The organism is Caballeronia sp. LZ016 (genome assembly GCF_031450805.1).
Taxonomy (GTDB): Bacteria; Pseudomonadota; Gammaproteobacteria; order Burkholderiales; family Burkholderiaceae; genus Caballeronia.
Genome location: NZ_JARTVY010000001.1, coordinates 896,137 through 917,863, shown reverse-complemented (window position 1 = coordinate 917,863; position 21,727 = coordinate 896,137). Strand labels below are relative to the sequence as shown.

Here is a 21,727-nt window from a genome sequence, read left to right as displayed (position 1 = left end):
GCGCTCAAACGTCGAGCGGATCGACTTCGACGTTCCAGCGCAATACGCCCTTGAGCGCGCGCAGCACCGGCTGCCACGCGCGCAACGCGGACTGCAGCGCGGCGCGCGACCCGCTCTCCAGCAGCAGTTGCGCGCGATGCACGTTGAACACCTTCACGATGGTGAGCGGCACCGGATCGTAGACCGTCACGCGATCGGCACCCGGCAAGGACGCGAACGCCGCTGCGGCTTCCGCCAGGAACGCGATGGCCGCTTCCAGCGTGCGGCCTTCGGCGCGCAGCATCGCCTGATAGACGAACGGAGGCAACCGCGCGTCGCGCCGCTCCGCGAGCGTCGCATTGGCGAAGCCCACGTAATCCTGCCGCGATAACGCCATATAAAGCGCGTGGCGCGGATAGCGCGTCTGAATCAGCACTTCGCCCGGCAGACCGGCGCGGCCTGCGCGTCCGCTCACCTGCGTCAGCTGCGCGAAAAGCCGCTCGCTCGCGCGGAAATCGTGCGAAAAGAGTGCGGTATCGGCATTCAGGACGCCGACGAGCGTCACGCGGCGAAAGTCGTGGCCTTTCGCGATCATCTGGGTGCCGACGAGGATATCGACTTCACCGGCGTGGACATCCGAAAAGAGTGCTTGTGCGCTGCCCTTGCGGCGCGTGCTGTCCGCGTCGATGCGCAACACGCGCGCGCCCGGCACGACGCTCGCGAGCGTCTCCTCGACGCGCTGCGTGCCGCGTCCCATCGGTGCAATGTCGATATTGCCGCACTCCGGACACGACTTCGGAATGCGCGATTCCCAACCGCAATGGTGACAGCGCAGCGCGCGCTCCGGCTTGTGAAGCACGGCGTAGGCGCTGCAGCGCGGACAGCCCGCGACCCAGCCGCACGCCTCGCACGAAAGAATGGGCGCGTAGCCACGGCGGTTGAGGAAGACAAGACTTTGTTCGCCTCGCTCGAGCCGCGACTTCAATGCGGCGATGAGCGGCCCCGACAACCCTTCGACTGAAGCGCGGCCGCGCCGGCGCTCTTCTTCGAGATCGATGAGCCGCACGGCCGGCAACGCAGCCTCTGCGACGGCGCGGCGCGTGAGCGTCAGGCGCGTGTAGCGCCCCTGCTCGGCCTGCCACCACGTTTCGAGCGATGGCGTCGCGGAGCCCAGCACGACCGGAATACCCAGTTGCTTCGCGCGATAAACCGCCAGATCGCGCGCGGAATAGCGCAGCCCCTCTTGCTGCTTGTACGCGGGATCGTGCTCTTCATCGACGACGATCATCGCGAGCTTCGGCGCCGACGCGAGAATCGCGAGCCGCGTGCCGAGCACGATTCGCGCGTTGCCCGTATGCGCCGCCAGCCAGTTTCGCGCACGCTCGCCTTCGGCAAGGCCGCTGTGCATCGTCACGATGGAACCTGCCGTCAACGCGGCGAAGCGCGACCGGAATGCGGCTTCGAACTGCGGCGTCAGGTTGATTTCCGGCACGAGGACGAGCGCCTGCGCGTCGGGCCGCGCGACGAGCAGTTCGGCGAGTGCGTGGAGATAGACCTCCGTCTTGCCGCTGCCCGTTACGCCATGCAGCAGGAACGGCGCGAAGCCCTGCGCGCCGGCGATGGCTTCGACCGCTTCGCGCTGTTCGTCGGTGAGGCGCGGAAGCTGCACCGCGCCCGTCGGAGAGGGTTGCGATGGCGAGGGTTCGGGCGCTGCGTGTTCGATCCAGCCTCGTGCAAGCCAGTCGTCGAAGATGGCGGCGGCTTTCGGATGCAGCGCGCGGGCATCGGAAAGCGCGAGCGGATCTTCTGCTGTCAGCGCGTCGGCGAGACGGCGAATCGCGGTTGCGCGCGGCGGCAACGCGTCATGCATCTCCGCGCGGCCAGACGGCAGCAGAGCGAAGCGCGGTTCGACCGTCAGAAGCCGCTCCCAGCGCGACGCATCGCGCAATGCTTGCGGGAGTGCGGGCAACGCCACTTCGCCGAGGCCGCGCTGGTAGTAATCCGCAGCGAAAGCGGTCAGCGCGATCCATTGCATCGACAGCGGCGGACAGCCCGTGCATAGCTTGCTCACGTCTCGCAATTTGCTGGCAGGGACATCGGTCGCCGATGTGATCTCGCAGATCAGGCCGACCACCTCGCGCCGTCCGAAGGGCACGAGCACGAGCATGCCGGGGGCCGGCGGGTCGGGCAGCGAGTAGCGATAGTCGAACAGCACGGGCATCGGCTGATCGATGGCGACGCGCACGAACAGGTCGGTCATCGCCCGGCGCGCTCGTCAGCAGCGGTGGTGGCGCAATCCCACGGCGCGACAAGCCGTGCCACGGAGAAGTTGAAGTGAAACGTCAAAAGCGCCCGTAAGTGAGCGATTTTTTTTGGATTTCCGGTGCTTTCCACAGGGCTGTGGATAACTTTGTTGAGAAGTCCGCCTTGCGTCGCCGGGAGGAATGTCACGGATCGCTTATGTGCGCTTGCCCACATTTCGGACAAAGCTGACTAAAGTTGTTGAGAAACAGGCACTTGCATCAGAAATAGAGGCACTTTATGGCTTGCACCGGCCCATATGTCTGATGGCGCGACGCAACGAACAAAATGTGCATAAGTCGATCTTGACATCCCGGCGCACCGCGAAGGGCGGGCGATCCGGATGACGCTGCACCGCAGCATCGCCCGTTGGGAGTTACGCGGCGCGCACTTTGCGGCTGTACTGATGAACTTCATCGACCAGTTCGGCGACGTGTTCGGGCGGCGTGAACTGCGAAATGCCGTGGCCGAGGTTAAAGACGTGGCCCGGAAAATTCCCGAAGCTGTCGAGCACGCCGCGCGCTTCGGCCCGAATCGCCTCGGGCGGCGCGAAGAGTACGGACGGATCGATGTTGCCCTGAAGCGCCACGCGGCCGCCCACGCGCTCCCGTGCGACGCCGAGGTTCGTCGTCCAGTCGAGACCGACTGCGTCCACGCCCGTTGCGGCGATTTCTTCCAGCCACAATCCGCCGCCCTTCGTGAACGTGATGACCGGTACGCGTGCGCCGTCGTGCTCGCGCTTCAGTCCCGCGACGACCTTCGCGATGTAGTCGAGCGAAAAGCGCTGATAAGCGCCATCGGCGAGCGCACCGCCCCAGGTGTCGAAGATCATCACGGATTGCGCGCCCGCTTCGATCTGGGCGTTCAGATACGCGGTCACGGCACGCGCGTTCACGTCCAGGATGCGATGCATCAGGTCGGGACGCGCATAAGCCATCGACTTGACAGTGCGATGGTCGTCCGAGCCGCCGCCCTCGACCATATAGCAGGCGAGCGTCCACGGACTGCCGGAGAAGCCGATGAGCGGGACTTTCTGACGGCCCTGCGCGTCCGTCAGCGCGCGGCGAATCTGACTCACGGCGTCGGTTACGTAGCGCAGCGTCGCGTCGATATCCGGCACCGCGAGGCGCTTCACGTCGTCTTCCGTGCGTACGGTGCGCTCGAAGCGCGGGCCTTCGCCCTGCACGAAGTTGAGCCCGAGGCCCATCGCGTCGGGAACCGTCAGGATGTCCGAGAAGAGGATGGCGGCGTCGAGCGGAAAGCGTTCGAGCGGTTGCAGCGTGACTTCCGTCGCGAAATCCGGATTCTTCGCGAGGCCGAGAAAACTGCCGGCTCGCGCGCGCGTCGCGTTGTATTCGGGCAGGTAGCGGCCCGCCTGGCGCATCAGCCAGATCGGCGTGTAGTCGGTCGGCTGGCGCAGCAGCGCACGCAGGAAGGTGTCGTTGAGAAGAGTCTGTGCCACGTCGCTCGGTGCTGAAGCCAGAAGAGAATCGTCCATTCTACCGGAGCGGCTGCACGTTTTCGCAGCAGCGCGGCGGCAAATCCGCACGGCCGCGCGTCTTTTCAAGATGATGTTCAGACGACCGCGTGCTCGCTATCATCGATGCCGCCTCATCGCCACAACAACAATCAGGAGCATCGATGAAACGCACGTCCTTCAGTCTCGCCACGTGTGCAGTCGCGTGGTCGGTTTTCGCATCGGGCGTCGCGTGCGCCCAGACGGTTCAGGCCGGCAGCGTCGCGCAAATCGCACCCGCGCCCGCGCCCGCTTCCTCGCGGCTCGATGAGGTTCTCGCGCGCCACACGCTGCGCGTCTGCACGACGGGCGACTACAAGCCGTATTCGTTCCTCAAGCCGGACGGGCAGTTCGAAGGCATCGACATCGATCTGGCGGACAGCCTCGCAAAGTCGCTGGGCGCGAGGGCCGAGTACGTGAAGACATCGTGGTCGAATCTGATGAACGATTTCATCGCGAAATGCGATATCGCCGTGGGCGGCGTATCGACGACGCTGGACCGCCAGAAGCGCGCGTTCTTCACCGCGCCGTACATGGAGGACGGCAAGACACCGATCGTGCGTTGCGCCGACGTCGACAAGTATCAGACCGTCGCCGCAATCGACCAGCCGGGCGTGCGCACGATCGTCAATCCCGGGGGCACGAACGAGCGCTTCGCGAAGCAATACTTCTCGCACTCGCAGTTGATCGAGTATCCGGACAACGTGACGATCTTCAAGCAGATCCTCGACGGCCACGCCGATGTCATGGTCACCGACGCCTCCGAAACGCTGCTGCAACAAAAGCTCAATCCCGGTCTGTGCTCGGTGCATCCCGACAAGCCGTTTCAGTTCGGCGAGAAGGCGTATCTGCTGCCGCGCGGGGACGTCGCATGGCAGCAGTACGTCGATCAATGGCTGCATCTGACGCGTTCGACCGGCGAGTTTCAGACGGTCGTCGACAAGTGGCTCAAGTAGGCGTCTATCGCCCGGCGCGCAGCAACTCGCCAGCGCGCTCGCCGATCTTCCGCAGCCAGCCTTGCGCGGCCTCGGACTGCGTATGCAGGCGCGCGAAGCCGTGCGTCATGTCGGTGGCGTCGATCAGTTCGACGCGACCGCCGTTGGTTTCGAGAAAGCGCTTGAGCTCGAAGGCGTCGTCGTACAGCGGATCGTAGGCAGCGGCCACGATCAGCGCGCGCGCTGGCGTGCGCTCGAACGGCTCGGCCAGCGGAAAAGCGCGGACGTCGTGGTCGCCGGGGTTGACGCCGGACAGGAATTGCGTCCAGTACCACTTCATCTCGTCGTTCGTCAGCCCGGGGCCATTCGCATTGGCGATACAGCTCGCACTCTCGAATTGCCGGCGCATGACCGGGTAAAGCAGCAGTTGCAAGCCGACGAGGCCCGCCACGCGCTCGTTCGCGCCACGCGCCGCAACGACCGCCAGATGCGCCCCCGCGCTGTCGCCGCCGACGCCCAGCCGATCCGTCGCGAAGCCGAGGCGCGAGCGATGTTCCGCGAACCAGATCAGGGTGTCGAGGGCGTCGTCGCAAGGCGCGGGGAACGGGTGCTCGGGCGCGAGGCGGTAGTCCACGCTCGCGACGGCGCACTGTGCGTCGAGCGCAAGCCGCGCGACGAGCGCGTCGTGGGTGTCGATATCGCCGACGACCCAGCCGCCGCCGTGAAAATAGACGAGCAGCGGCAACGGGCCGGCCGTCCCGCGCGGCTTATATATGCGCGCGTTGAGCGTCCGTTCTTGCAAAACAATGTCAATGTCCTCGACGGTCACAGCGTCGCCGCGTTCTCGCGCATACGCTTGCGCGACGGCCTTGAACCGCTGACGTACCGCGGGTGCGTCGGCGTCCGGTGCGAGCGGCGGAAACGTTTCGGCGACTTCGCGGTAATAGCGGAGCAAAGCTGCATCAATGGTCATGCGAGTCTCCAACAATTGGTTATGTGAATCGAACGAGTGTGTAGGCGTTTTCTAATCGATTTCTTCCGTCCGCACGTGCTATTTTTCTGACGATTACGTATTTGGCCGCCGCGTCAAAAAGCGGTATTTTGACGCTTGCGCGCGGCGACAGAATAAATCGGCTGAATAACCAACAATATTTGCAAGACAAAAGGCGGATTCACGCGAGATTGTTTATCGGCGCCTTGACGGGCGCGGGTTACAACCTGAAACACTTTGTTACGGCGATCCCGATTCAATTCGCCCACAATCTGTTCAAACGGTTTCAACACGGATGGATTCGAGCGCGCAGTGCAAATACCGCGCGTTTCGGTGGTCGACTTAGGTCGAAACTCTTCCAGGGACATCGGTGTTGGGATCGTTCTTCGATTTGTGAAATGAAATCGAAGTCTCCCACAGTTGGTCTCCTCGCGCTAACCCCGTAGCGTGTGGTTTTTAGCGGGCTCCAGGCCCGCTTTTTTTTCGCCTGAACAAACGTTTGCGCTGGTCGCACGGACGTTTGTCCCATGACAGAAGGGAGCGCCATGCGCTCCCTCTGTCTTTTCCGCTCCCTTTGACTGACCTGCGCGGTCCGGCTTATGCGGTTTTCGATTCGGCGAGTTTGAGTTCGTCGATCATCCGCGCACGCATCACGAACTTCTGCGCTTTCCCGGTGACGGTCATCGGCAGTTCATCGACAAAGCGGATATAACGCGGAATCTTGTAATGGGCGATTTGTCCTTGGCAAAACGCGCGAATATCGTCTTCGCTCGCCACTTCGCCGGGACGCACCACGACCCACGCGCATACTTCCTCGCCATACTTTTCGTCCGGCACGCCGAATACCTGCACCGACTGAATCTTCGGATGACGAAATAGAAATTCCTCGATTTCGCGCGGATACACGTTCTCCCCGCCGCGTATGACCATGTCCTTCAGGCGGCCGACAATGTTGCAGTAGCCTTCGGCGTCGATCGTCGCGAGATCGCCGGTATGCATCCATCCGTCGATGATCGCTTCGCGCGTCTTTTCGTCGTCGCCCCAATAGCCTCTCATCACGGAATAACCGCGCGTGCAAAGCTCGCCCGTTTCGCCGACCGGCACGATTTCGCCGAGCGGATCGACAATCTTCACTTCGAGATGCGGCTGAATGCGGCCGACGGTCGTCGTGCGCTTGTCGAGCGGGTCCGTGGTCGAGCTCTGGAACGATACGGGACTCGTTTCCGTCATCCCGTAGGCGATGGTGATTTCGGCGAGATGCATCGTCGAAACGACGCGCTTCATGGTCTCGATCGGACACGGCGAGCCGGCCATGATGCCCGTTCGCAGGCGACTCAGATCGTATTTCGCGAAGTCCGGGTGGTCCAGTTCCGCGATGAACATCGTCGGCACGCCATGCAGCGCCGTGCAACGCTCTTCGTGGACAGCGGCGAGCGTCGCGGCGGGATCGAAGGCCTCGCCGGGAAATATCATCGCCGCGCCCGTTGAGACGCACGCCAGCACCGCTAGCACCATGCCGAAGCAGTGATACAGCGGCACCGGGATGCACAGCGAATCCGCTTCGGTGAGCCGCATCGCCATCGCGATGTATCGCGCGTTGTTGACGATGTTGCGATGCGTGAGCGTCGCGCCCTTCGGATTGCCGGTCGTGCCGCTCGTGAACTGGATGTTGATCGCGTCGTCCGGCCGGAGCGTCGCTTCGAGTGCGTCGAGGTGCGCGGGATCGAGGGCGGCGCGTCCCCGGTGCATCACGTCGTCAAAGTTAAGCATGCCCGGCGTCGCGGTGGCGCCCATGCGGATCACGGCGCGCAGCTCGGGCAACCGGGCCGCTTGCAGCGCCTTGGGCTCGGCATCGGCGAGCTCGGGTGCGAGCGTCTGCAACATCTCAAGATACTTCGACGACTTGAATTGCTCCGCTGCCACAATGGCTTTACAGCCGACCTTGTTCAGCGCGTACTCGAGTTCCGCCAACCGGTACGCCGGATTGATGTTGACGAGCACAGCGCCCATGCGCGCCGTTGCGAATTGGGTCAGCAGCCATTCCACGCGATTCGGCGACCAGATGCCGACCCGGTCGCCCGCCTTCAGCCCGAGCGCGAGCAGGCCGCTTGCGAGCACATCGACTTCATGCGCGAACTCGCGCCACGTCCAGCGGATGCTTTGCTCGCGGAAAACGACAGCCGGCCGGTCCGGAAAACGCCCGACTGTTTCATGAAGGAAGCGCGATACGGTCGCATCGCTCAAGGGGATATCGGTTGCGCCGCGGACATAGGAAAGCCCGTCGCGCGGTTCGATCTGCGCGCCGGCCTGCGTCGGTTGTGTTGCCATCGATGGTCTCCGCCCGAATGAAGGCTGACTGGAAGGCCATTGTGCCCGCCGGTCGCGCGCGGGGGCATTGAGTGTTACCCGCAGCGCTTCGTGCCGTCGCATCGGGCGCGCGCATAAAAAAAGCAGCCCGAAGGCTGCTTTCTCTGACCGCTCGTGAAGCGTCGTTGCTTAGTGCTTCGCGTGCACCTTGCGCAGACGCTGGATTGCCGCGAGTTGGGCAGCCGCATACGCCAGTTCCGCTTGCGCGGTGGCGTATTCGAGTTCCGAGGTGTTGTTTTGCAACGCTTCCTCGGCGCGCTTCTTCGCTTGCTCGGCCTTCGCTTCGTCGAGATCGGCGCCGCGGATGGCGGTATCGGCGAGCACGGTCACGATGCCCGGCTGGACTTCGAGAATCCCGCCGGCCACGAACACGAACTCTTCCGAGCCGTCTTCCGCCTCGATGCGCACGGCGCCCGGACGAATGCGCGTGATGAGCGGCGTGTGACCCGGCAGAATGCCGAGCTCACCCGATTCGCCCGGCAGCGCGACGAACTTCGCCTGGCCCGAGAAGATCTGCTCTTCCGCGCTGACGACGTCTACTTTGATGGTTGCCATTTATGTCGACTCCTGTCGTCGGTTTCAATCGAGGACGCCGATGCGTGACATCGGCGTCCGCCTGACGAACCCGACCTTACTGGATCTTCTTGGCCTTTTCGAAGGCTTCGTCGATCGTGCCGACCATGTAGAACGCCTGCTCCGGCAGATGATCGCACTCGCCTTCGACGATCATCTTGAAGCCGCGGATGGTTTCCTTCAGCGGCACGTACTTGCCCGGCGAACCCGTGAACACTTCAGCAACGTGGAACGGCTGCGACAGGAAACGCTGGATCTTACGAGCGCGCGCGACCGACAGCTTGTCTTCCGGCGACAGTTCGTCCATGCCCAGAATCGCGATGATGTCGCGCAGTTCCTTGTAGCGCTGCAGCGTCTGCTGAACGCCGCGCGTGATCGAGTAGTGCTCTTCGCCGATCACGTTCGGGTCGATCTGACGCGAGGTCGAATCGAGCGGATCCACGGCGGGGTAGATACCGAGCGAAGCGATGTCACGCGACAACACGACAGTTGCGTCCAGGTGGCCGAAGGTCGTAGCCGGCGACGGGTCGGTCAAGTCGTCCGCAGGGACGTACACGGCCTGAACCGACGTGATGGAGCCGGTCTTCGTCGACGTGATGCGCTCTTGCAGCTTGCCCATTTCTTCAGCCAGCGTCGGCTGATAGCCCACTGCCGAAGGCATACGGCCGAGCAGTGCGGACACTTCCGTACCCGCCAGCGTGAAACGATAGATGTTGTCAACGAAGAACAGCACGTCGAGACCTTCGTCACGGAAGTGCTCGGCCATCGTCAGACCGGTCAGCGCGACGCGCAGACGGTTGCCCGGCGGCTCGTTCATCTGGCCGTACACCAGCGCGACCTTGTCGAGAACGTTCGAGTCCTTCATTTCGTGATAGAAGTCGTTCCCTTCACGGGTACGCTCACCCACACCGGCGAACACGGAATAACCGCCGTGTTCCTTCGCGATGTTGTTGATGAGTTCCATCATGTTCACGGTCTTGCCCACGCCCGCACCGCCGAACAGGCCGACCTTGCCGCCCTTGGCGAACGGGCAGATCAGGTCGATAACCTTGATGCCGGTTTCGAGCAGTTCGGTCGACGGCGACAGTTCGTCGAACGAAGGTGCAGCCTGGTGGATCGAGCGCAGGTTGGCGCTGTCGATCGGGCCGGCTTCGTCGATCGGGCGGCCGAGCACGTCCATGATGCGGCCGAGCGTCGGCTTGCCCACCGGCACGCTGATGGGCTTGCCGGTGTTCTTGACCATCGTGCCGCGGCGCAGGCCGTCGGACGCACCCAGACAGATGGTGCGGACCACGCCGTCGCCCAGCTGCTGCTGGACTTCGAGCGTCAGTTCGGTGCCTTCCAGAATGAGCGCGTCGTAAATCTTCGGCATTTGCGCACGCGGAAATTCCACGTCGATAACGGCGCCGATGCACTGTACGATCTTGCCTTCTACCAAAGCAGTAGTACTCATCGCATTTCCTTTAGATACTGTGTTCTTTCACGCGGTCAGACTCAGACCGCTGCGGCGCCGCCGACGATTTCCGACAATTCTTTCGTAATCGCGGCCTGGCGGCTCTTGTTATAGACGAGCTGCAGTTCGTTGATCACTTGCTTCGCGTTGTCGGACGCGGCCTTCATCGCGACCATGCGCGCCGACTGCTCGGACGCCATGTTTTCCGCGACCGCCTGATACACGAGCGCTTCCACGTAGCGCACGAGCAGGTCGTCCACCACCGTCTGAGCGTCGGGCTCGTAGATGTAGTCCCACGACGTCTTCGGCGTATCAGCGTCCGCGTTCTTCTGATTGAGGTCGTCAACCGACAGCGGCAGCAATTGCTCGATCACCGCTTCCTGCTTCATCGTATTGACGAAGCGCGTGTACGCCAGGTACACCGCGTTGATCTTGCCTTCCGAATACAGGTCGAGCTGCACCTTGATCGCGCCGATCAGCTTTTCCAGATGCGGCGTATCGCCCAGTTGCGTGACTTGCGACACGACCTTGGCGCGCAGCCGGTTCAGGAAACCGAGCCCCTTGCCGCCGATAGCCGACGCCTCGACGGACACGCCGCTCTGATCCAGCTCTTTGATCTTGGTCAGCGACGCACGCAGGATGTTCGTGTTCATGCCGCCGCACAGACCCTTGTCGGTCGTGACGAGGATCAGGCCGGCCGTCTTCGCGCCCTCGTTCTTCACCATGAACGGGTGACGATACTCGGGGTTCGCTGCGCTCATGTGCGCGGCGATTGCGCGGACCTTGTCGGCATACGGACGGGCGGAACGCATGCGCTCCTGGGCGCGGCGCATCTTCGATGCGGCGACCATTTCCATCGCTTTCGTGATCTTTCGCGTGTTCTGCACGCTCTTGATCTTGCCGCGAATTTCCTTCATTCCAGCCATTGCTTACTCCTTGATCGAAGCCGCGCGGCGCCTTCGCGCCGCGCGTTTCTCCTCTGTCCCGATCAATAAGCGCCCGACTTCTTGAAGTCCTTCAGCGCGGCATGCAGTGCGCCTTCGTCGTCCTTCGACAAGTCTTTGTTGTCTTCGATGCGCTTAATCAGATCGGCATGGCTCGTCTTCAGGTATTCGCGCATGCCCTTTTCAAACGGCAGGACTTGCGAGACTTCCAGATCGTCGAGATAGCCGTTGTTGGCCGCGAACAGCGCCACCGACAGCTCCCACACCTGCAGCGGCTGATATTGCGGCTGCTTCAGCAGTTCCGTCACGCGGCGGCCGCGCTCCAACTGCTTGCGGGTGGCTTCGTCGAGGTCCGACGCGAACTGTGCGAATGCAGCCAGTTCACGATACTGCGCGAGGTCGGTACGGATACCGCCCGACAGCTTCTTCACGACCTTGGTCTGAGCCGCACCACCGACGCGCGACACCGACACGCCCGCGTTGATCGCAGGGCGGATACCGGCGTTGAACAGGTCGGTTTCCAGGAAGATCTGGCCATCGGTAATCGAGATGACGTTCGTCGGAACGAACGCGGTCACGTCGCCGGCTTGGGTTTCGATGACCGGCAGCGCCGTCAGCGAGCCGCTCTTGCCCTTCACTTCGCCGTTGGTGAACTTCTCGACGTACTCTTCCGAGACGCGAGCGGCACGCTCGAGCAGACGCGAGTGCAGATAGAACACGTCACCGGGATACGCCTCACGGCCCGGCGGACGGCGCAGCAACAGCGAAATCTGACGATACGCCCATGCTTGCTTGGTCAAATCGTCATAGACGATCAACGCGTCCTGGCCGCGATCGCGGAAGTATTCGCCCATCGTGCAGCCGGCGTACGGCGCGAGGTATTGCATCGCAGCCGATTCCGAAGCCGAAGCCGCCACGACGATGGTGTAAGCCATCGCGCCGGTTTCTTCGAGCTTGCGCACCACGTTCATGATCGACGAAGCCTTCTGGCCGATCGCGACGTAGATACAGATGAGGTCCTTGCCCTTCTGGTTGATGATCGCGTCGACAGCGACGGCGCTCTTGCCGCACTGACGGTCGCCGATGATCAGCTCGCGCTGGCCGCGGCCGATCGGCACCATTGCGTCGATCGACTTGAGACCCGTTTGCACCGGCTGCGACACCGACTTACGCCAGATCACGCCCGGAGCGATCTTTTCGATCGCGTCGGTCATCTTCGCGTTGACCGGACCCTTGCCGTCGATGGGGTTGCCGAGTGCATCGACCACGCGGCCGATCAGTTCGGGACCAACCGGCACTTCGAGAATGCGGCCCGTCGTCTTGACGATGTCGCCTTCCGTGATGTGCTCGTACTCACCGAGAATAACGGCGCCGACCGAGTCGCGCTCGAGGTTCAACGCGAGGCCGAACGTGTTGCCCGGGAATTCGAGCATTTCGCCCTGCATCACGTCCGACAGGCCGTGGATACGCACGATACCGTCGGTCACGGAGATCACGGTGCCCTGGTTGCGAACGTCCGCGCTCGCTTCAAGGCCCTGGATCCGGCTCTTGATCAGCTCGCTGATCTCAGAGGGATTGAGTTGCATTATTCGCTCCTGATAGTCAATTCTGTTGCGTGCCAGCTAAGGCGCTTCCGGGAAGCGTCAGGCGGTCAGAGCCGTCTGCATGCTGGCGAGGCGCGCGCGGACCGAGGTATCGAGCACTTCGTCGCCGACCGTCACGCGAACGCCGCCGATCAGCGACTGATCGACTTCGACGATCGGCTTCAGCTTGCGCTCGAACTTGCGTTCGAGGCTTGCGACCAAGTCGTTCAACTGTGCGCCTTCGAGGGGGAACGCGCTGACGATATACGCGTCGGCCGCACCTTCACGGGCGTTCTTCAGCTCGTCGAACTGGACGGCGATCTCGGGCAGCAGCGGCAGGCGATGATTCTCCACCAACATGCGCACGAAATTCTTCGCCTGAGCATTGCTCTGAGCGAGCGGCGACTTCACCGCGGCGAGCAGCAAATCCGTGATCTGCTCGCGGCTCACCTTCGGGCTCGAGGCGACCGTTTCCACTTCGGGCAGACGCGCAACCTGTGCCAGCTCCTCGACGAAGGTGGACCAGCCCGCGAGATCGCCGGTTTCGGCCACGCGGAACAGCGCTTCTGCGTAAGGACGAGCGATGGTTGCAAGTTCGGCCATGATCAGAGCTCGGTTTTGAGTTGATTCAGCAGGTCGGCGTGAGCCTTCTGATCGACTTCGCGCTTCAGAATTTGCTCGGCGCCCTTGACGGCCAGCGCGGCGACTTCGGCGCGCAGTGCTTCGCGAGCCTTGACGATTTGCTGGTCGGCGTCCGCCTTGGCTTGCGCGACGATGCGCGCGGCTTCTGCCTGAGCGTTAGCCTTGATTTCGTCGGCGACGGCGGCAGCGCGCTTTTCAGCGTCAGCAATACGCTGCTGGCCGTCGTTGCGTGCCTGGGCGAGTTCCTGGTCGACGCGCTTATGCGCAGCTTCGAGTTCCGCCTTGCCCTTGTCGGCGGCGGCGAGGCCGTCGGCAATCTTCTTCGAGCGCTCGTCGAGGGCGTTGATCAACGGCGGCCACACGAACTTCATCGTGAACCACGCGAGGATCAGAAAAACGACCATTTGCGCAAACAGGGTTGCGTTGAGATTCACGGTGTTTCCTTAAACGTTGCTTTTCGGGAGAGTGAAACGGTTAAAAGGCGCTAACCGGCTGTTGTGCTCGATCAGCGCCTCACCGTTCCGGTTTGCGTCATGTCAAAAGATCAGACGCACACTTCCGAGGAACCTCAGCCGCCGAGACGTGCGAGCAGCGGGTTCGCGAACGCAAACAGCATTGCCACACCAACGCCGATCAGGAACGCCGCGTCGATCAGACCAGCCAACAGGAACATCTTGGTCTGCAGCGGGTTCATCAGTTCGGGCTGACGCGCGCAAGCCTCGATGTACTTGCCGCCCATCAGACCGATACCGATACAGGCGCCGATTGCACCCAGGCCGATGATGATGCCGATACCGACGGCGGTCAGACCCTGGATGTTGGCGATGAAAGCTTGCATGATCACTCCTTTGATTAAAGACTTTAGAACTTGATTTATGAAGATTGAAACGTAGAACCGTTGGCGATTCCGAACTGCGGCAGTGTCGCGTTAATGCGTGTCATGAGCCTGGCCGATATACACCAGCGTCAGCATCATGAAGATGAAAGCCTGCAGAAACACGATCAGGATGTGGAAAATCGCCCAGATCGTACCCGCGGCCACGTGGCCGATAAAGCCAAGTACGGAGGCGTCCGCGCTGAAGTGCCACATGCTGCCGAGCAACGCGATGAGCAGGAACAGCAGTTCGCCGGCGTACATGTTGCCGAACAGCCGCATGCCGAGCGACACTGTCTTGGCCACGAACTCGATGATGTTCAGCGCGAGGTTCGGAATCCACAAGACCGGATGCGCGCCGAACGGAGCGGACAGCAGTTCGTGCACGAAGCCGCCGGCGCCCTTGATCTTGAAGTTGTAGTAGATCATCAGAATGAAGACGCCCAGCGCGATGCCGATGGTGCCGTTGAGGTCAGCCGTCGGAACGATGCGGTGGTGGGGCAGGACGTTTTCGAGACCGAGCCAGCCGATAACGCGGCCAGGCAGGTCCACCGGGATGAAGTCGAGCGAGTTCATCAGGGCGACCCAGACGAACACGGTCAGCGCGAGCGGCGCGATGAAGCGGCGGTTGCCGTGGATCATCGACTTCGACTGATCTTCCACCATCTCCACGAGCATTTCGATAGCGCACTGGAAGCGGCCGGGTACACCGGACGTCGCCTTACGCGCCGCGAGGCCGAGGATGATGATGGTCAAAAGGCCACACAGAATGGACCAGAACAGCGTGTCCAGATTCCAGACGTGGATGTCGAAAATCGACGTCTGGTGGTGCGTGGAAAGATTCTGCAAGTGGTGCGCAATGTACTCGGACGGATCCAGAGCGTGCGTTCCTTCGCTAGCTGCCATATCGTTAAAGCCACCCAAATTGTCAAAAATCTTTCGACGCCAGCCGCTCCGAGCCGCCGCTTCGCGTTGCGGCTCCAGGCGGAAGGCCCGTGTGCGGAACACCCTCCGCACTTGTCTCATGCTAGTTGCCGGTCAGCCGCCCCGCACTTACCTGGGGGGTCATGTTCCGGCCAGGCGCCGCATCAACGCAGCGCCATTGCAATCCAGTACGTCTTTAACGCGACGATGTACGTGACGAGCAGCGGTAGCCACAGCGCATTCTTGTACCAGAACGCGACCGCGACGAACATAGCAATCGTCGCACCCATCTTGATTGCTTCGCCGACCATCCAGCTCATGATCGTCTCGGCACCCGTCTTCGCTTGCAGGCGCGCCGCGAACAACGCGGCAGGCAGCCAGCAGATCGCCCCTCCCATGAAGGCGGACAGCGCAGCATCCCCCGGTGGCTTGTAAAACAGCCACCACAGCAGCGTCGCACCCAGGGACAAAACCATTTGCGCTGCCACGACCTTGAACGGCGTGACACGCGATGGACGACTCACTTCGGGTCCAAACAGCTTTTCTGCCTGATCCCGCGTGAGCGGAACGATATTGTTATCTTGCGCTTCGGCCTCCCACGAGTCCTCCAACGAACTTCGCGGCTGATTTCCGGTGGCGTTGCTGTCGCCGGTCGAGCGAGCGCTGGCTTGCATGTTTCGTTCGCGCATTTGCTTCGCGTTTTGCTCGAGACTCGCGCGCGATTCACTCTCGCACCGTCTCCGAGCCCTCAACCGAGAGAACCGAAAGTCCGGGAAATCACCTTGCGCTTTCGTCGCGCTTTCGAGGTGGCCTAGCTGATAAATCCGGGGGATTGTAAGCGATTGTTGTCACGGATTCAATAGTTTAGGTGTGTCAAAAGCCAAGCAGACGAAGCCTAAAAATGGTCTCGAAACCGAGATTTTTCTTGTGACTGCAAGCAGATTTTCAGATTCCGTCCGATGCGCGGATGGCATCAGACGAGGAGCCATCCAATTGCGGCGGCGGCGATCCAGAACGGAATGGAGACTGCGTGGAAGCGCATCCACATCGCCTTTTCGCCGGACAGTCGCACGGCGATGAGATTCGCGAGCGAGCCGATCGCGATGCCGAATCCGCCGACGCTCACGCCGAAGGCGAGTGCCCGCCAATCCTTCGAAAACTCGGCGAGCACGATCGCCGCCGGCACGTTGCTGATGCCTTGCGATAACACCGCGCCGGCAGCGAACGCGCGCGCGGGCGAATCGATGCCCATATGCGCGATTGCGTCGTGAACCGATGGCAACGCCGCCGCGCTCCGAAGCACGATGAACATCAGCACGAAGATGAGCAGCAGCAGCCAGTCGATCTTCAAGACGATCTCACGTCGCCACAACAGGAAGCCGATGGCGACCGCGGCAAGTCCGGGTCCCGCGTGATGCGCGTCCGCGAGCGCGACGAAGGCCGCAAACGCCACTGCGCTGACGCCGCAAAGCACGCGGTCGACGGAATGCGCTTCAACATCGCCCGAAAGGTCGAGCGGCGTGGCGCGAAACATCGCGAACGTCATTACGGCGAGCAGCGCCATCAGCGCCGCACATAGCGGCAAGAGCGCCCATACAAACGCGCCGAACGACACGCCGCTCGTTTGCCAGAGGAAGAGATTCTGAGGATTCCCAAGCGGTGTGAGAATCGACCCCGCATTAACGGCCAGCGCGATTACGATTACGAGCCGCTTCATGGGCAGCGGCGCAAGTTTGTTGAGCGACAACGCAAGCGGCACGACGGCGAACAGCGCGACGTCGTTCGTCAGCACCGTAGATAACGCGGCCGCCAGCGCGACGAGAAACAGCGCGAGCCCCCTCTCTCCGTGGATGTGATGCACGAGGCGATGCGCCGCCCACATCAGGAATCCTGAGTATTCGATTGCCTTCGTAAGAATGAGCAGTCCCGCGAGCGTCAGCACCGTCTGCCAGTCGACGAGGCCCGGCAGCGACGACCAGGAGCGCGGACGCGCGACCTGCAGCACGACGAGCGCCGCAACGAGAATCGTGAGAACCGGCTCTTTGCAAACGGTTTTCCAGACGCGCGTCAGCACATCGGGCGGCGCGCCCTTTGCGTTGTATTCGGACAAGGTCGCGCGCGCGGTCAGACCGCCGTCGTCGGCGTTTCGACGCTGCTACCGCGCAGCTTCGTCAGAATGCCTTCGAGTGCGTCGAGGTTGCCGAAATCGATCGTGACCTTTCCCCGGCCCCTGCCGCCAAGCTTGATCTTGACGCTGGCTGCCAGGATATCCGACAGCTCTTCTTCGAGGCGTCGCGTATCGCGGCCGCCGTCGCTGGCAGGACGCGCTTTCGTGGCGGGCGTCTGCTTGAGCGTCGCCGCGACGAGGCGCTCGGTTTCACGCACCGACAGACGCCGGTTCACGACGTGATTCGCGAGCTGAATCTGCGTCGCGGCATCCACGGCGAGCAGCGCGCGCGCGTGGCCCATGTCGAGATCGCCGGCCAGCAGCATCGTCTGGACCGGCGTTGCGAGATTCAGAAGGCGCAGCAGGTTCGACACTGCACTGCGCGAGCGCCCGACCGCTTCGGCTGCCTGCTCGTGCGTGAAGGTGAACTCATCGAGCAGGCGTTGGATGCCCTGCGCCTCTTCCAGCGGATTCAAGTCCTCGCGCTGAATGTTCTCGATCAGCGCCATCGCGGCGGCCGCCTGGTCGGGCACGTTCTTCACGAGCACCGGCACTTCCTCGAGCCCGGCGAGGCGCGCTGCGCGGAACCGGCGCTCGCCGGCGATGATTTCATACTGCTGATCGGCAACCGAACGCACGAGAATCGGCTGCATCAGACCCTGCGCGCGGATACTCGCCGCAAGCTCCTGCAACGCGCCTTCATCCATGCGCGTACGGGGCTGATACTTGCCGGCTTGCAGCTTATCGAGCGACAACACCGTCGGCGTGCCCTCGCCGCGCACGGCTTCCGTGATATCCACGCTACCGCCGAGCAACGCGTCCAGGCCGCGGCCGAGACCCTTCTTCTTCATCACTGCGCTCATTTCGGTTCCTCCGTCGGCGTTTCCTGCCGCATCGAATGGGGTTGCAGCGCGCGGACGCGCTCGATCATTTCAGTGCCGAACTGGATATACGCCTGCGCGCCGCGCGATGACTTGTCGAACACGACGCCCGGCAGCCCGTAACTCGGCGCCTCGGCAAGACGCACGTTGCGCGGGATGACGACATCAAAAACCTTGTCGCCGAAATGCGCCTTCAGTTGATCTGAAACCTGTTGCTGCAGCGTGATTCGCGGGTCGAACATCACGCGCAACAAGCCGATCACCTTCAGGTCACGGTTCAGGTTCGCGTGAATTTGTTTAATTGTGTTGACGAGGTCGGACAAGCCTTCCAGCGCGAAATATTCGCATTGCATAGGGATGACGACGCCGTGTGCGGCGCACAGCGCGTTCAGCGTCAACAGCGACAGCGCCGGAGGACAATCGATCAGTACGAAATCATAGTCCCGAACTATGTCGTCGATGGCAGCACGGAGAATGCGTTCGCGATTCTCCATCGCGACCAGTTCGACTTCGGCGCCTGCCAATTCCCGATTGGCCGGCAGCACATCATAGCCAACCGCCTCGGGCCGCACGCGCGCTTCGCGGATGGTGACGCCGTCGACGAGCACCTCATACACCGTGTTCTCGCACGCGGCCTTATCGACGCCGCTGCCCATCGTCGCGTTGCCCTGCGGGTCAAGGTCGATCAGCAAGACGCGTTGTTTGAGCCCGACGAGGCTCGCCGCGAGGTTGACTGCGGTCGTGGTTTTTCCAACGCCGCCCTTCTGATTTGCGACGCAGAAGATTTTTGCCATCGTTAGTGTCCTCGTTACTTCGCTGTCAGAAGATCAGCATGGCTGAGTCGTTGCGGCCGCTTAGGCGTCGAACGCGACTTCGACGAGATGCCGTTCGGCGTCCAGCTTCGGCACCGTCAATCGTTCGATGCCGGCCACGGTCGCTCCGACCGGCAAGCGTGCGATTTCCGCGTCCGGCCTGATACCTTTCATCGCAAGGATGCGACCGTTGTCCGCGACCAGATGACGGCAAAGTGTAACGAAATCCGCGAGTTCTGCGAATGCACGCGACACAATTGCGTCGAATTTTCCCGGTATCTCGACGCCTGGAGTCAGGCTTTCGACGCGCCCTGTCACGACGGAAAGATTAACGAGGCTCAAGTGCGCCTTCGCCTGCGACTGGAAAGCGGTCTTCTTGTGGACGATATCGTTCAGCGTCACGCGAACATTCGGCAGCGCGATCGCGATGACAATGCCCGGCAAGCCACCGCCCGAGCCTACGTCGAGGACCGTCGAGGCATTGCGTCGCTGAATCGCCGGGACGATCGCCAGCGAATCCAGAATGTGTTGAATCATCATCTGCTTCGGATCGCGGATTGCCGTCAGATTGTAGACAGCGTTCCACTTGGCCAGCAGTGCGACATAGTCGAGCAGTTGCTGCTTCTGCCCTGTCGACAGCGCGATGCCCAATTGCGAAGCGCCGTCGTCCAGCATGCTTGCAAGGTCGGTCATTGGGCCGCCGTCGTGCTCGTTGCAGATGCATCGTCGGCGTTTCTGCCTCGTCGGCCAAGGCCACGCTTCAGGTGCACCATCAGCAGGGAAATGGCTGCGGGCGTGATCCCGGAAATACGCGATGCCTGACCAATCGTTTCCGGGCGATGCTGCGTCAGTTTCTGCCGCGCCTCGAAGGACAGCCCGCGCACTTCGGCGTAGTCGATTCCTTCGGGCAAGCGCGTGTTCTCCTGCGCGCCGTTTCGAACAATCTCATCTGCTTGCCGGTCGATATAGCCCTGATACTTCACCCCGATTTCGATCTGCTCCTTGATCTGTGCGAGGAGCACGGAATCGTCAGCGAGTGGCGCTTCAGGCGCGCATTGGCCGTCTCGCAGTGCGCAGATTCCGTCGTAGGACACGCCAGGGCGACGCAGAAGATCGGCAAGACTGTACTCGTGATCGATCGGCTTGCCGAGCAGAGCGGTCGCATTTTCAGCCGACAGCGTCTTGGGACTTACCCATGTCGAACGCAGCCGCTCTGTTTCACGTGAAACAGCATCGCGCTTTCGGCTGAATGCGTCCCAACGCACGTCGTCGATAACGCCAAGTTCCCGCCCAATCTCGGTCAAGCGCATGTCGGCATTATCTTCGCGCAGCGACAGACGATACTCCGCGCGGCTCGTGAACATGCGGTAAGGCTCGGACACGCCCCGCGTCACGAGGTCATCGACCAGCACGCCGAGGTAAGCCTGATCGCGACGCGGCGACCATGCTTCCTTCCCTTGCACCTGCAGGCCTGCATTGATGCCCGCGAGAAGCCCCTGCGCCGCCGCCTCCTCGTACCCCGTCGTTCCATTGATTTGGCCGGCGAAGAACAAACCGCTTATGGCTTTCGTTTCCAGCGATGCCTTCAACGCCCTAGGGTCGAAATAATCGTATTCGATCGCGTAGCCCGGACGCAGGATGTGCGCGTGTTCGAGACCCTGCATCGAGCGCACGAGATCGAGTTGAACATCGAACGGAAGGCTTGTGGAAATACCGTTCGGATAGAACTCGTTCGTCGTAAGCCCCTCCGGTTCAAGGAAGATCTGATGCGCGTCCTTCGAAGCGAAGCGATGAATCTTGTCCTCGATCGACGGGCAATAGCGCGGGCCGACCCCCTCGATGACGCCGGTGTACATCGGCGAGCGGTCAAGCCCCGAGCGAATGATGTCGTGCGTCTGGGCGTTCGTATGCGTGACCCAGCACGGCATTTGGCGCGGATGCTGTTCAACGCGCCCGAGGAACGAGAATACCGGGATCGGATCGAGGTCTCCTGGTTGCTCCTCCAACACGGAGAAGTCGATGGTGCGCCCATCGATACGCGGCGGCGTACCGGTTTTCAAACGGCCTTGCGGGAGCTTGAGTTCCTTGAGCCGCGCCGACAGCGACACGGCGGCCGGATCGCCCGCGCGCCCGCCGACGTAATTGTTGAGGCCGACGTGGATCTTGCCATCGAGGAATGTCCCCGCCGTCAGCACGACCGCGCGCGCTCTGAAACGGAGTCCGACCTGTGTGACAGCGCCAACGACGCGGTCCCCTTCGACCATGAGATCGTCGACGGCCTGTTGGAATAGCCAGAGGTTTGGCTGATTTTCGAGCCGATGACGAATCGCGTGCTTATAGAGCAGTCGGTCAGCCTGCGCGCGCGTGGCTCGCACTGCCGGGCCCTTCGAGGAGTTGAGTATCCGGAACTGGATGCCCGATTCGTCCGTCGCGGCCGCCATGGCGCCGCCCAGCGCATCGACTTCCTTAACGAGATGACCTTTGCCAATGCCGCCGATGGACGGATTGCAACTCATCTGGCCGAGCGTCTCGATGTTATGAGTCAAAAGCAGCGTCTTGCAGCCCATGCGCGCGGACGCCAGGGCCGCCTCGGTGCCTGCGTGACCGCCACCGACGACGATCACATCGAATTCTGTGGGATAAAGCATTGGGATTTCGTGTGCGAACGACACGAACCTGAAGATGGAATATCGCAGGATTATATCGGGTTCCGCTTCGGCTCGAATCTCATCGCTTTGTGCGGGCGAAAAAATGGCGTGTTTCACGTGAAACACGCCATCGCTCG

Annotated in this window: 20 protein-coding genes; 1 reads left to right on the top strand and 19 read right to left on the bottom strand. The window is 62.1% G+C overall.

What is annotated here, in order from left to right; genetic code table 11:
• Nucleotides 1-4 precede the first annotated feature (4 nt).
• Nucleotides 5-2,239 carry a primosomal protein N' gene (locus tag P9220_RS04345; protein WP_309763750.1) on the bottom strand — a complete coding sequence of 745 codons (2,235 nt, stop codon included), beginning with the start codon at nt 2,237-2,239 and terminating at the stop codon, nt 5-7.
• 417 nt (nt 2,240-2,656) lie between these two features.
• Nucleotides 2,657-3,742, bottom strand: a complete 1,086-nt coding sequence (gene hemE, locus P9220_RS04340) for a uroporphyrinogen decarboxylase (RefSeq protein WP_309763749.1) — start codon at nt 3,740-3,742, stop codon at nt 2,657-2,659.
• Between the two features lie 179 nt (nt 3,743-3,921).
• Here hemE and P9220_RS04335 point away from each other — a divergent pair, with 179 nt between their 5' ends.
• The gene (locus P9220_RS04335) at nt 3,922-4,752 is read left to right on the top strand and encodes a transporter substrate-binding domain-containing protein (RefSeq protein ID WP_309763748.1); all 831 of its coding nucleotides are present in this window, start codon (nt 3,922-3,924) and stop codon (nt 4,750-4,752) included.
• Nucleotides 4,753-4,756: 4 nt separating this feature from the next.
• Here P9220_RS04335 and P9220_RS04330 read toward each other — a convergent pair whose 3' ends face one another.
• The 17 genes from P9220_RS04330 to mnmG all read right to left on the bottom strand — a co-directional run bounded on the left by P9220_RS04330 (nt 4,757) and on the right by mnmG (nt 21,590).
• The gene (locus P9220_RS04330) at nt 4,757-5,704 is read right to left on the bottom strand and encodes an alpha/beta hydrolase (protein WP_309763747.1); all 948 of its coding nucleotides are present in this window, start codon (nt 5,702-5,704) and stop codon (nt 4,757-4,759) included.
• 113 nt (nt 5,705-5,817) lie between these two features.
• Nucleotides 5,818-6,090 (bottom strand): hypothetical protein, encoded by a 273-nt coding sequence (locus tag P9220_RS04325; RefSeq protein ID WP_309763746.1) that lies wholly within the window; start codon nt 6,088-6,090, stop codon nt 5,818-5,820.
• A 229-nt stretch (nt 6,091-6,319) separates the two neighbouring features.
• Nucleotides 6,320-8,050, bottom strand: a complete 1,731-nt coding sequence (locus P9220_RS04320; RefSeq protein ID WP_309763745.1) for an AMP-binding protein — start codon at nt 8,048-8,050, stop codon at nt 6,320-6,322.
• 168 nt (nt 8,051-8,218) lie between these two features.
• Nucleotides 8,219-8,644 carry a F0F1 ATP synthase subunit epsilon gene (locus P9220_RS04315; RefSeq protein ID WP_309763744.1) on the bottom strand — a complete coding sequence of 142 codons (426 nt, stop codon included), beginning with the start codon at nt 8,642-8,644 and terminating at the stop codon, nt 8,219-8,221.
• Between the two features lie 76 nt (nt 8,645-8,720).
• The gene (gene atpD / locus P9220_RS04310) at nt 8,721-10,115 is read right to left on the bottom strand and encodes a F0F1 ATP synthase subunit beta (protein WP_309763743.1); all 1,395 of its coding nucleotides are present in this window, start codon (nt 10,113-10,115) and stop codon (nt 8,721-8,723) included.
• Between the two features lie 41 nt (nt 10,116-10,156).
• Nucleotides 10,157-11,041, bottom strand: a complete 885-nt coding sequence (atpG, locus tag P9220_RS04305; protein WP_309763742.1) for a F0F1 ATP synthase subunit gamma — start codon at nt 11,039-11,041, stop codon at nt 10,157-10,159.
• A 62-nt stretch (nt 11,042-11,103) separates the two neighbouring features.
• Entirely contained in the window at nt 11,104-12,645 is a 1,542-nt protein-coding gene (gene atpA / locus P9220_RS04300) for a F0F1 ATP synthase subunit alpha (protein WP_309763741.1), read from the bottom strand.
• Between the two features lie 57 nt (nt 12,646-12,702).
• Nucleotides 12,703-13,245: a F0F1 ATP synthase subunit delta gene (locus tag P9220_RS04295; protein ID WP_309763740.1), complete on the bottom strand. Its 543-nt coding sequence runs from the start codon at nt 13,243-13,245 to the stop codon at nt 12,703-12,705.
• Nucleotides 13,246-13,247: 2 nt separating this feature from the next.
• Entirely contained in the window at nt 13,248-13,718 is a 471-nt protein-coding gene (locus P9220_RS04290; RefSeq protein WP_309763739.1) for a F0F1 ATP synthase subunit B, read from the bottom strand.
• A gap of 134 nt (nt 13,719-13,852) precedes the next feature.
• Entirely contained in the window at nt 13,853-14,122 is a 270-nt protein-coding gene (gene atpE / locus P9220_RS04285) for a F0F1 ATP synthase subunit C (RefSeq protein ID WP_309763738.1), read from the bottom strand.
• Between the two features lie 90 nt (nt 14,123-14,212).
• Entirely contained in the window at nt 14,213-15,064 is an 852-nt protein-coding gene (atpB, locus tag P9220_RS04280; RefSeq protein WP_309765381.1) for a F0F1 ATP synthase subunit A, read from the bottom strand.
• 182 nt (nt 15,065-15,246) lie between these two features.
• Nucleotides 15,247-15,771, bottom strand: a complete 525-nt coding sequence (locus P9220_RS04275) for an ATP synthase subunit I (RefSeq protein WP_309763737.1) — start codon at nt 15,769-15,771, stop codon at nt 15,247-15,249.
• Nucleotides 15,772-16,055: 284 nt separating this feature from the next.
• On the bottom strand, nt 16,056-17,156 hold the full coding sequence (locus tag P9220_RS04270) for an SLC13 family permease (RefSeq protein WP_309765380.1): 1,101 nt from the start codon (nt 17,154-17,156) through the stop codon (nt 16,056-16,058).
• A gap of 50 nt (nt 17,157-17,206) precedes the next feature.
• The gene (locus P9220_RS04265) at nt 17,207-18,112 is read right to left on the bottom strand and encodes a ParB/RepB/Spo0J family partition protein (RefSeq protein ID WP_309763736.1); all 906 of its coding nucleotides are present in this window, start codon (nt 18,110-18,112) and stop codon (nt 17,207-17,209) included.
• A complete protein-coding gene (locus P9220_RS04260; RefSeq protein ID WP_309763735.1) occupies nt 18,109-18,924 on the bottom strand; it encodes a ParA family protein in 816 nt (271 codons plus the stop codon). Before P9220_RS04260 ends, P9220_RS04265 begins: the two co-directional genes overlap by 4 nt.
• Before the next feature lie 60 nt (nt 18,925-18,984).
• Complete coding sequence (gene rsmG / locus P9220_RS04255; RefSeq protein WP_309763734.1) at nt 18,985-19,635, bottom strand: 16S rRNA (guanine(527)-N(7))-methyltransferase RsmG; 651 nt, start codon at nt 19,633-19,635, stop codon at nt 18,985-18,987.
• Nucleotides 19,632-21,590 (bottom strand): tRNA uridine-5-carboxymethylaminomethyl(34) synthesis enzyme MnmG, encoded by a 1,959-nt coding sequence (mnmG, locus tag P9220_RS04250; protein WP_309765379.1) that lies wholly within the window; start codon nt 21,588-21,590, stop codon nt 19,632-19,634. Before mnmG ends, rsmG begins: the two co-directional genes overlap by 4 nt.
• Nucleotides 21,591-21,727: the final 137 nt, after the last annotated feature.

Coding starts and splice junctions, on each gene's coding strand:
- atpE (WP_309763738.1), bottom strand. CDS start 14,122: ATGCAAGCTTTCATCGCCAACATCCAGGGTCTGACCGCCGTCGGTATC.
- atpG (WP_309763742.1), bottom strand. CDS start 11,041: ATGGCTGGAATGAAGGAAATTCGCGGCAAGATCAAGAGCGTGCAGAAC.
- P9220_RS04275 (WP_309763737.1), bottom strand. CDS start 15,771: ATGCGCGAACGAAACATGCAAGCCAGCGCTCGCTCGACCGGCGACAGC.
- mnmG (WP_309765379.1), bottom strand. CDS start 21,590: ATGCTTTATCCCACAGAATTCGATGTGATCGTCGTCGGTGGCGGTCAC.
- atpD (WP_309763743.1), bottom strand. CDS start 10,115: ATGAGTACTACTGCTTTGGTAGAAGGCAAGATCGTACAGTGCATCGGC.
- P9220_RS04320 (WP_309763745.1), bottom strand. CDS start 8,050: ATGGCAACACAACCGACGCAGGCCGGCGCGCAGATCGAACCGCGCGAC.
- atpB (WP_309765381.1), bottom strand. CDS start 15,064: ATGGCAGCTAGCGAAGGAACGCACGCTCTGGATCCGTCCGAGTACATT.
- P9220_RS04315 (WP_309763744.1), bottom strand. CDS start 8,644: ATGGCAACCATCAAAGTAGACGTCGTCAGCGCGGAAGAGCAGATCTTC.
- P9220_RS04295 (WP_309763740.1), bottom strand. CDS start 13,245: ATGGCCGAACTTGCAACCATCGCTCGTCCTTACGCAGAAGCGCTGTTC.
- atpA (WP_309763741.1), bottom strand. CDS start 12,645: ATGCAACTCAATCCCTCTGAGATCAGCGAGCTGATCAAGAGCCGGATC.
- P9220_RS04260 (WP_309763735.1), bottom strand. CDS start 18,924: ATGGCAAAAATCTTCTGCGTCGCAAATCAGAAGGGCGGCGTTGGAAAA.
- P9220_RS04335 (WP_309763748.1), top strand. CDS start 3,922: ATGAAACGCACGTCCTTCAGTCTCGCCACGTGTGCAGTCGCGTGGTCG.
- P9220_RS04345 (WP_309763750.1), bottom strand. CDS start 2,239: ATGACCGACCTGTTCGTGCGCGTCGCCATCGATCAGCCGATGCCCGTG.
- P9220_RS04330 (WP_309763747.1), bottom strand. CDS start 5,704: ATGACCATTGATGCAGCTTTGCTCCGCTATTACCGCGAAGTCGCCGAA.
- rsmG (WP_309763734.1), bottom strand. CDS start 19,635: ATGACCGACCTTGCAAGCATGCTGGACGACGGCGCTTCGCAATTGGGC.
- P9220_RS04325 (WP_309763746.1), bottom strand. CDS start 6,090: ATGTCCCTGGAAGAGTTTCGACCTAAGTCGACCACCGAAACGCGCGGT.
- P9220_RS04265 (WP_309763736.1), bottom strand. CDS start 18,112: ATGAGCGCAGTGATGAAGAAGAAGGGTCTCGGCCGCGGCCTGGACGCG.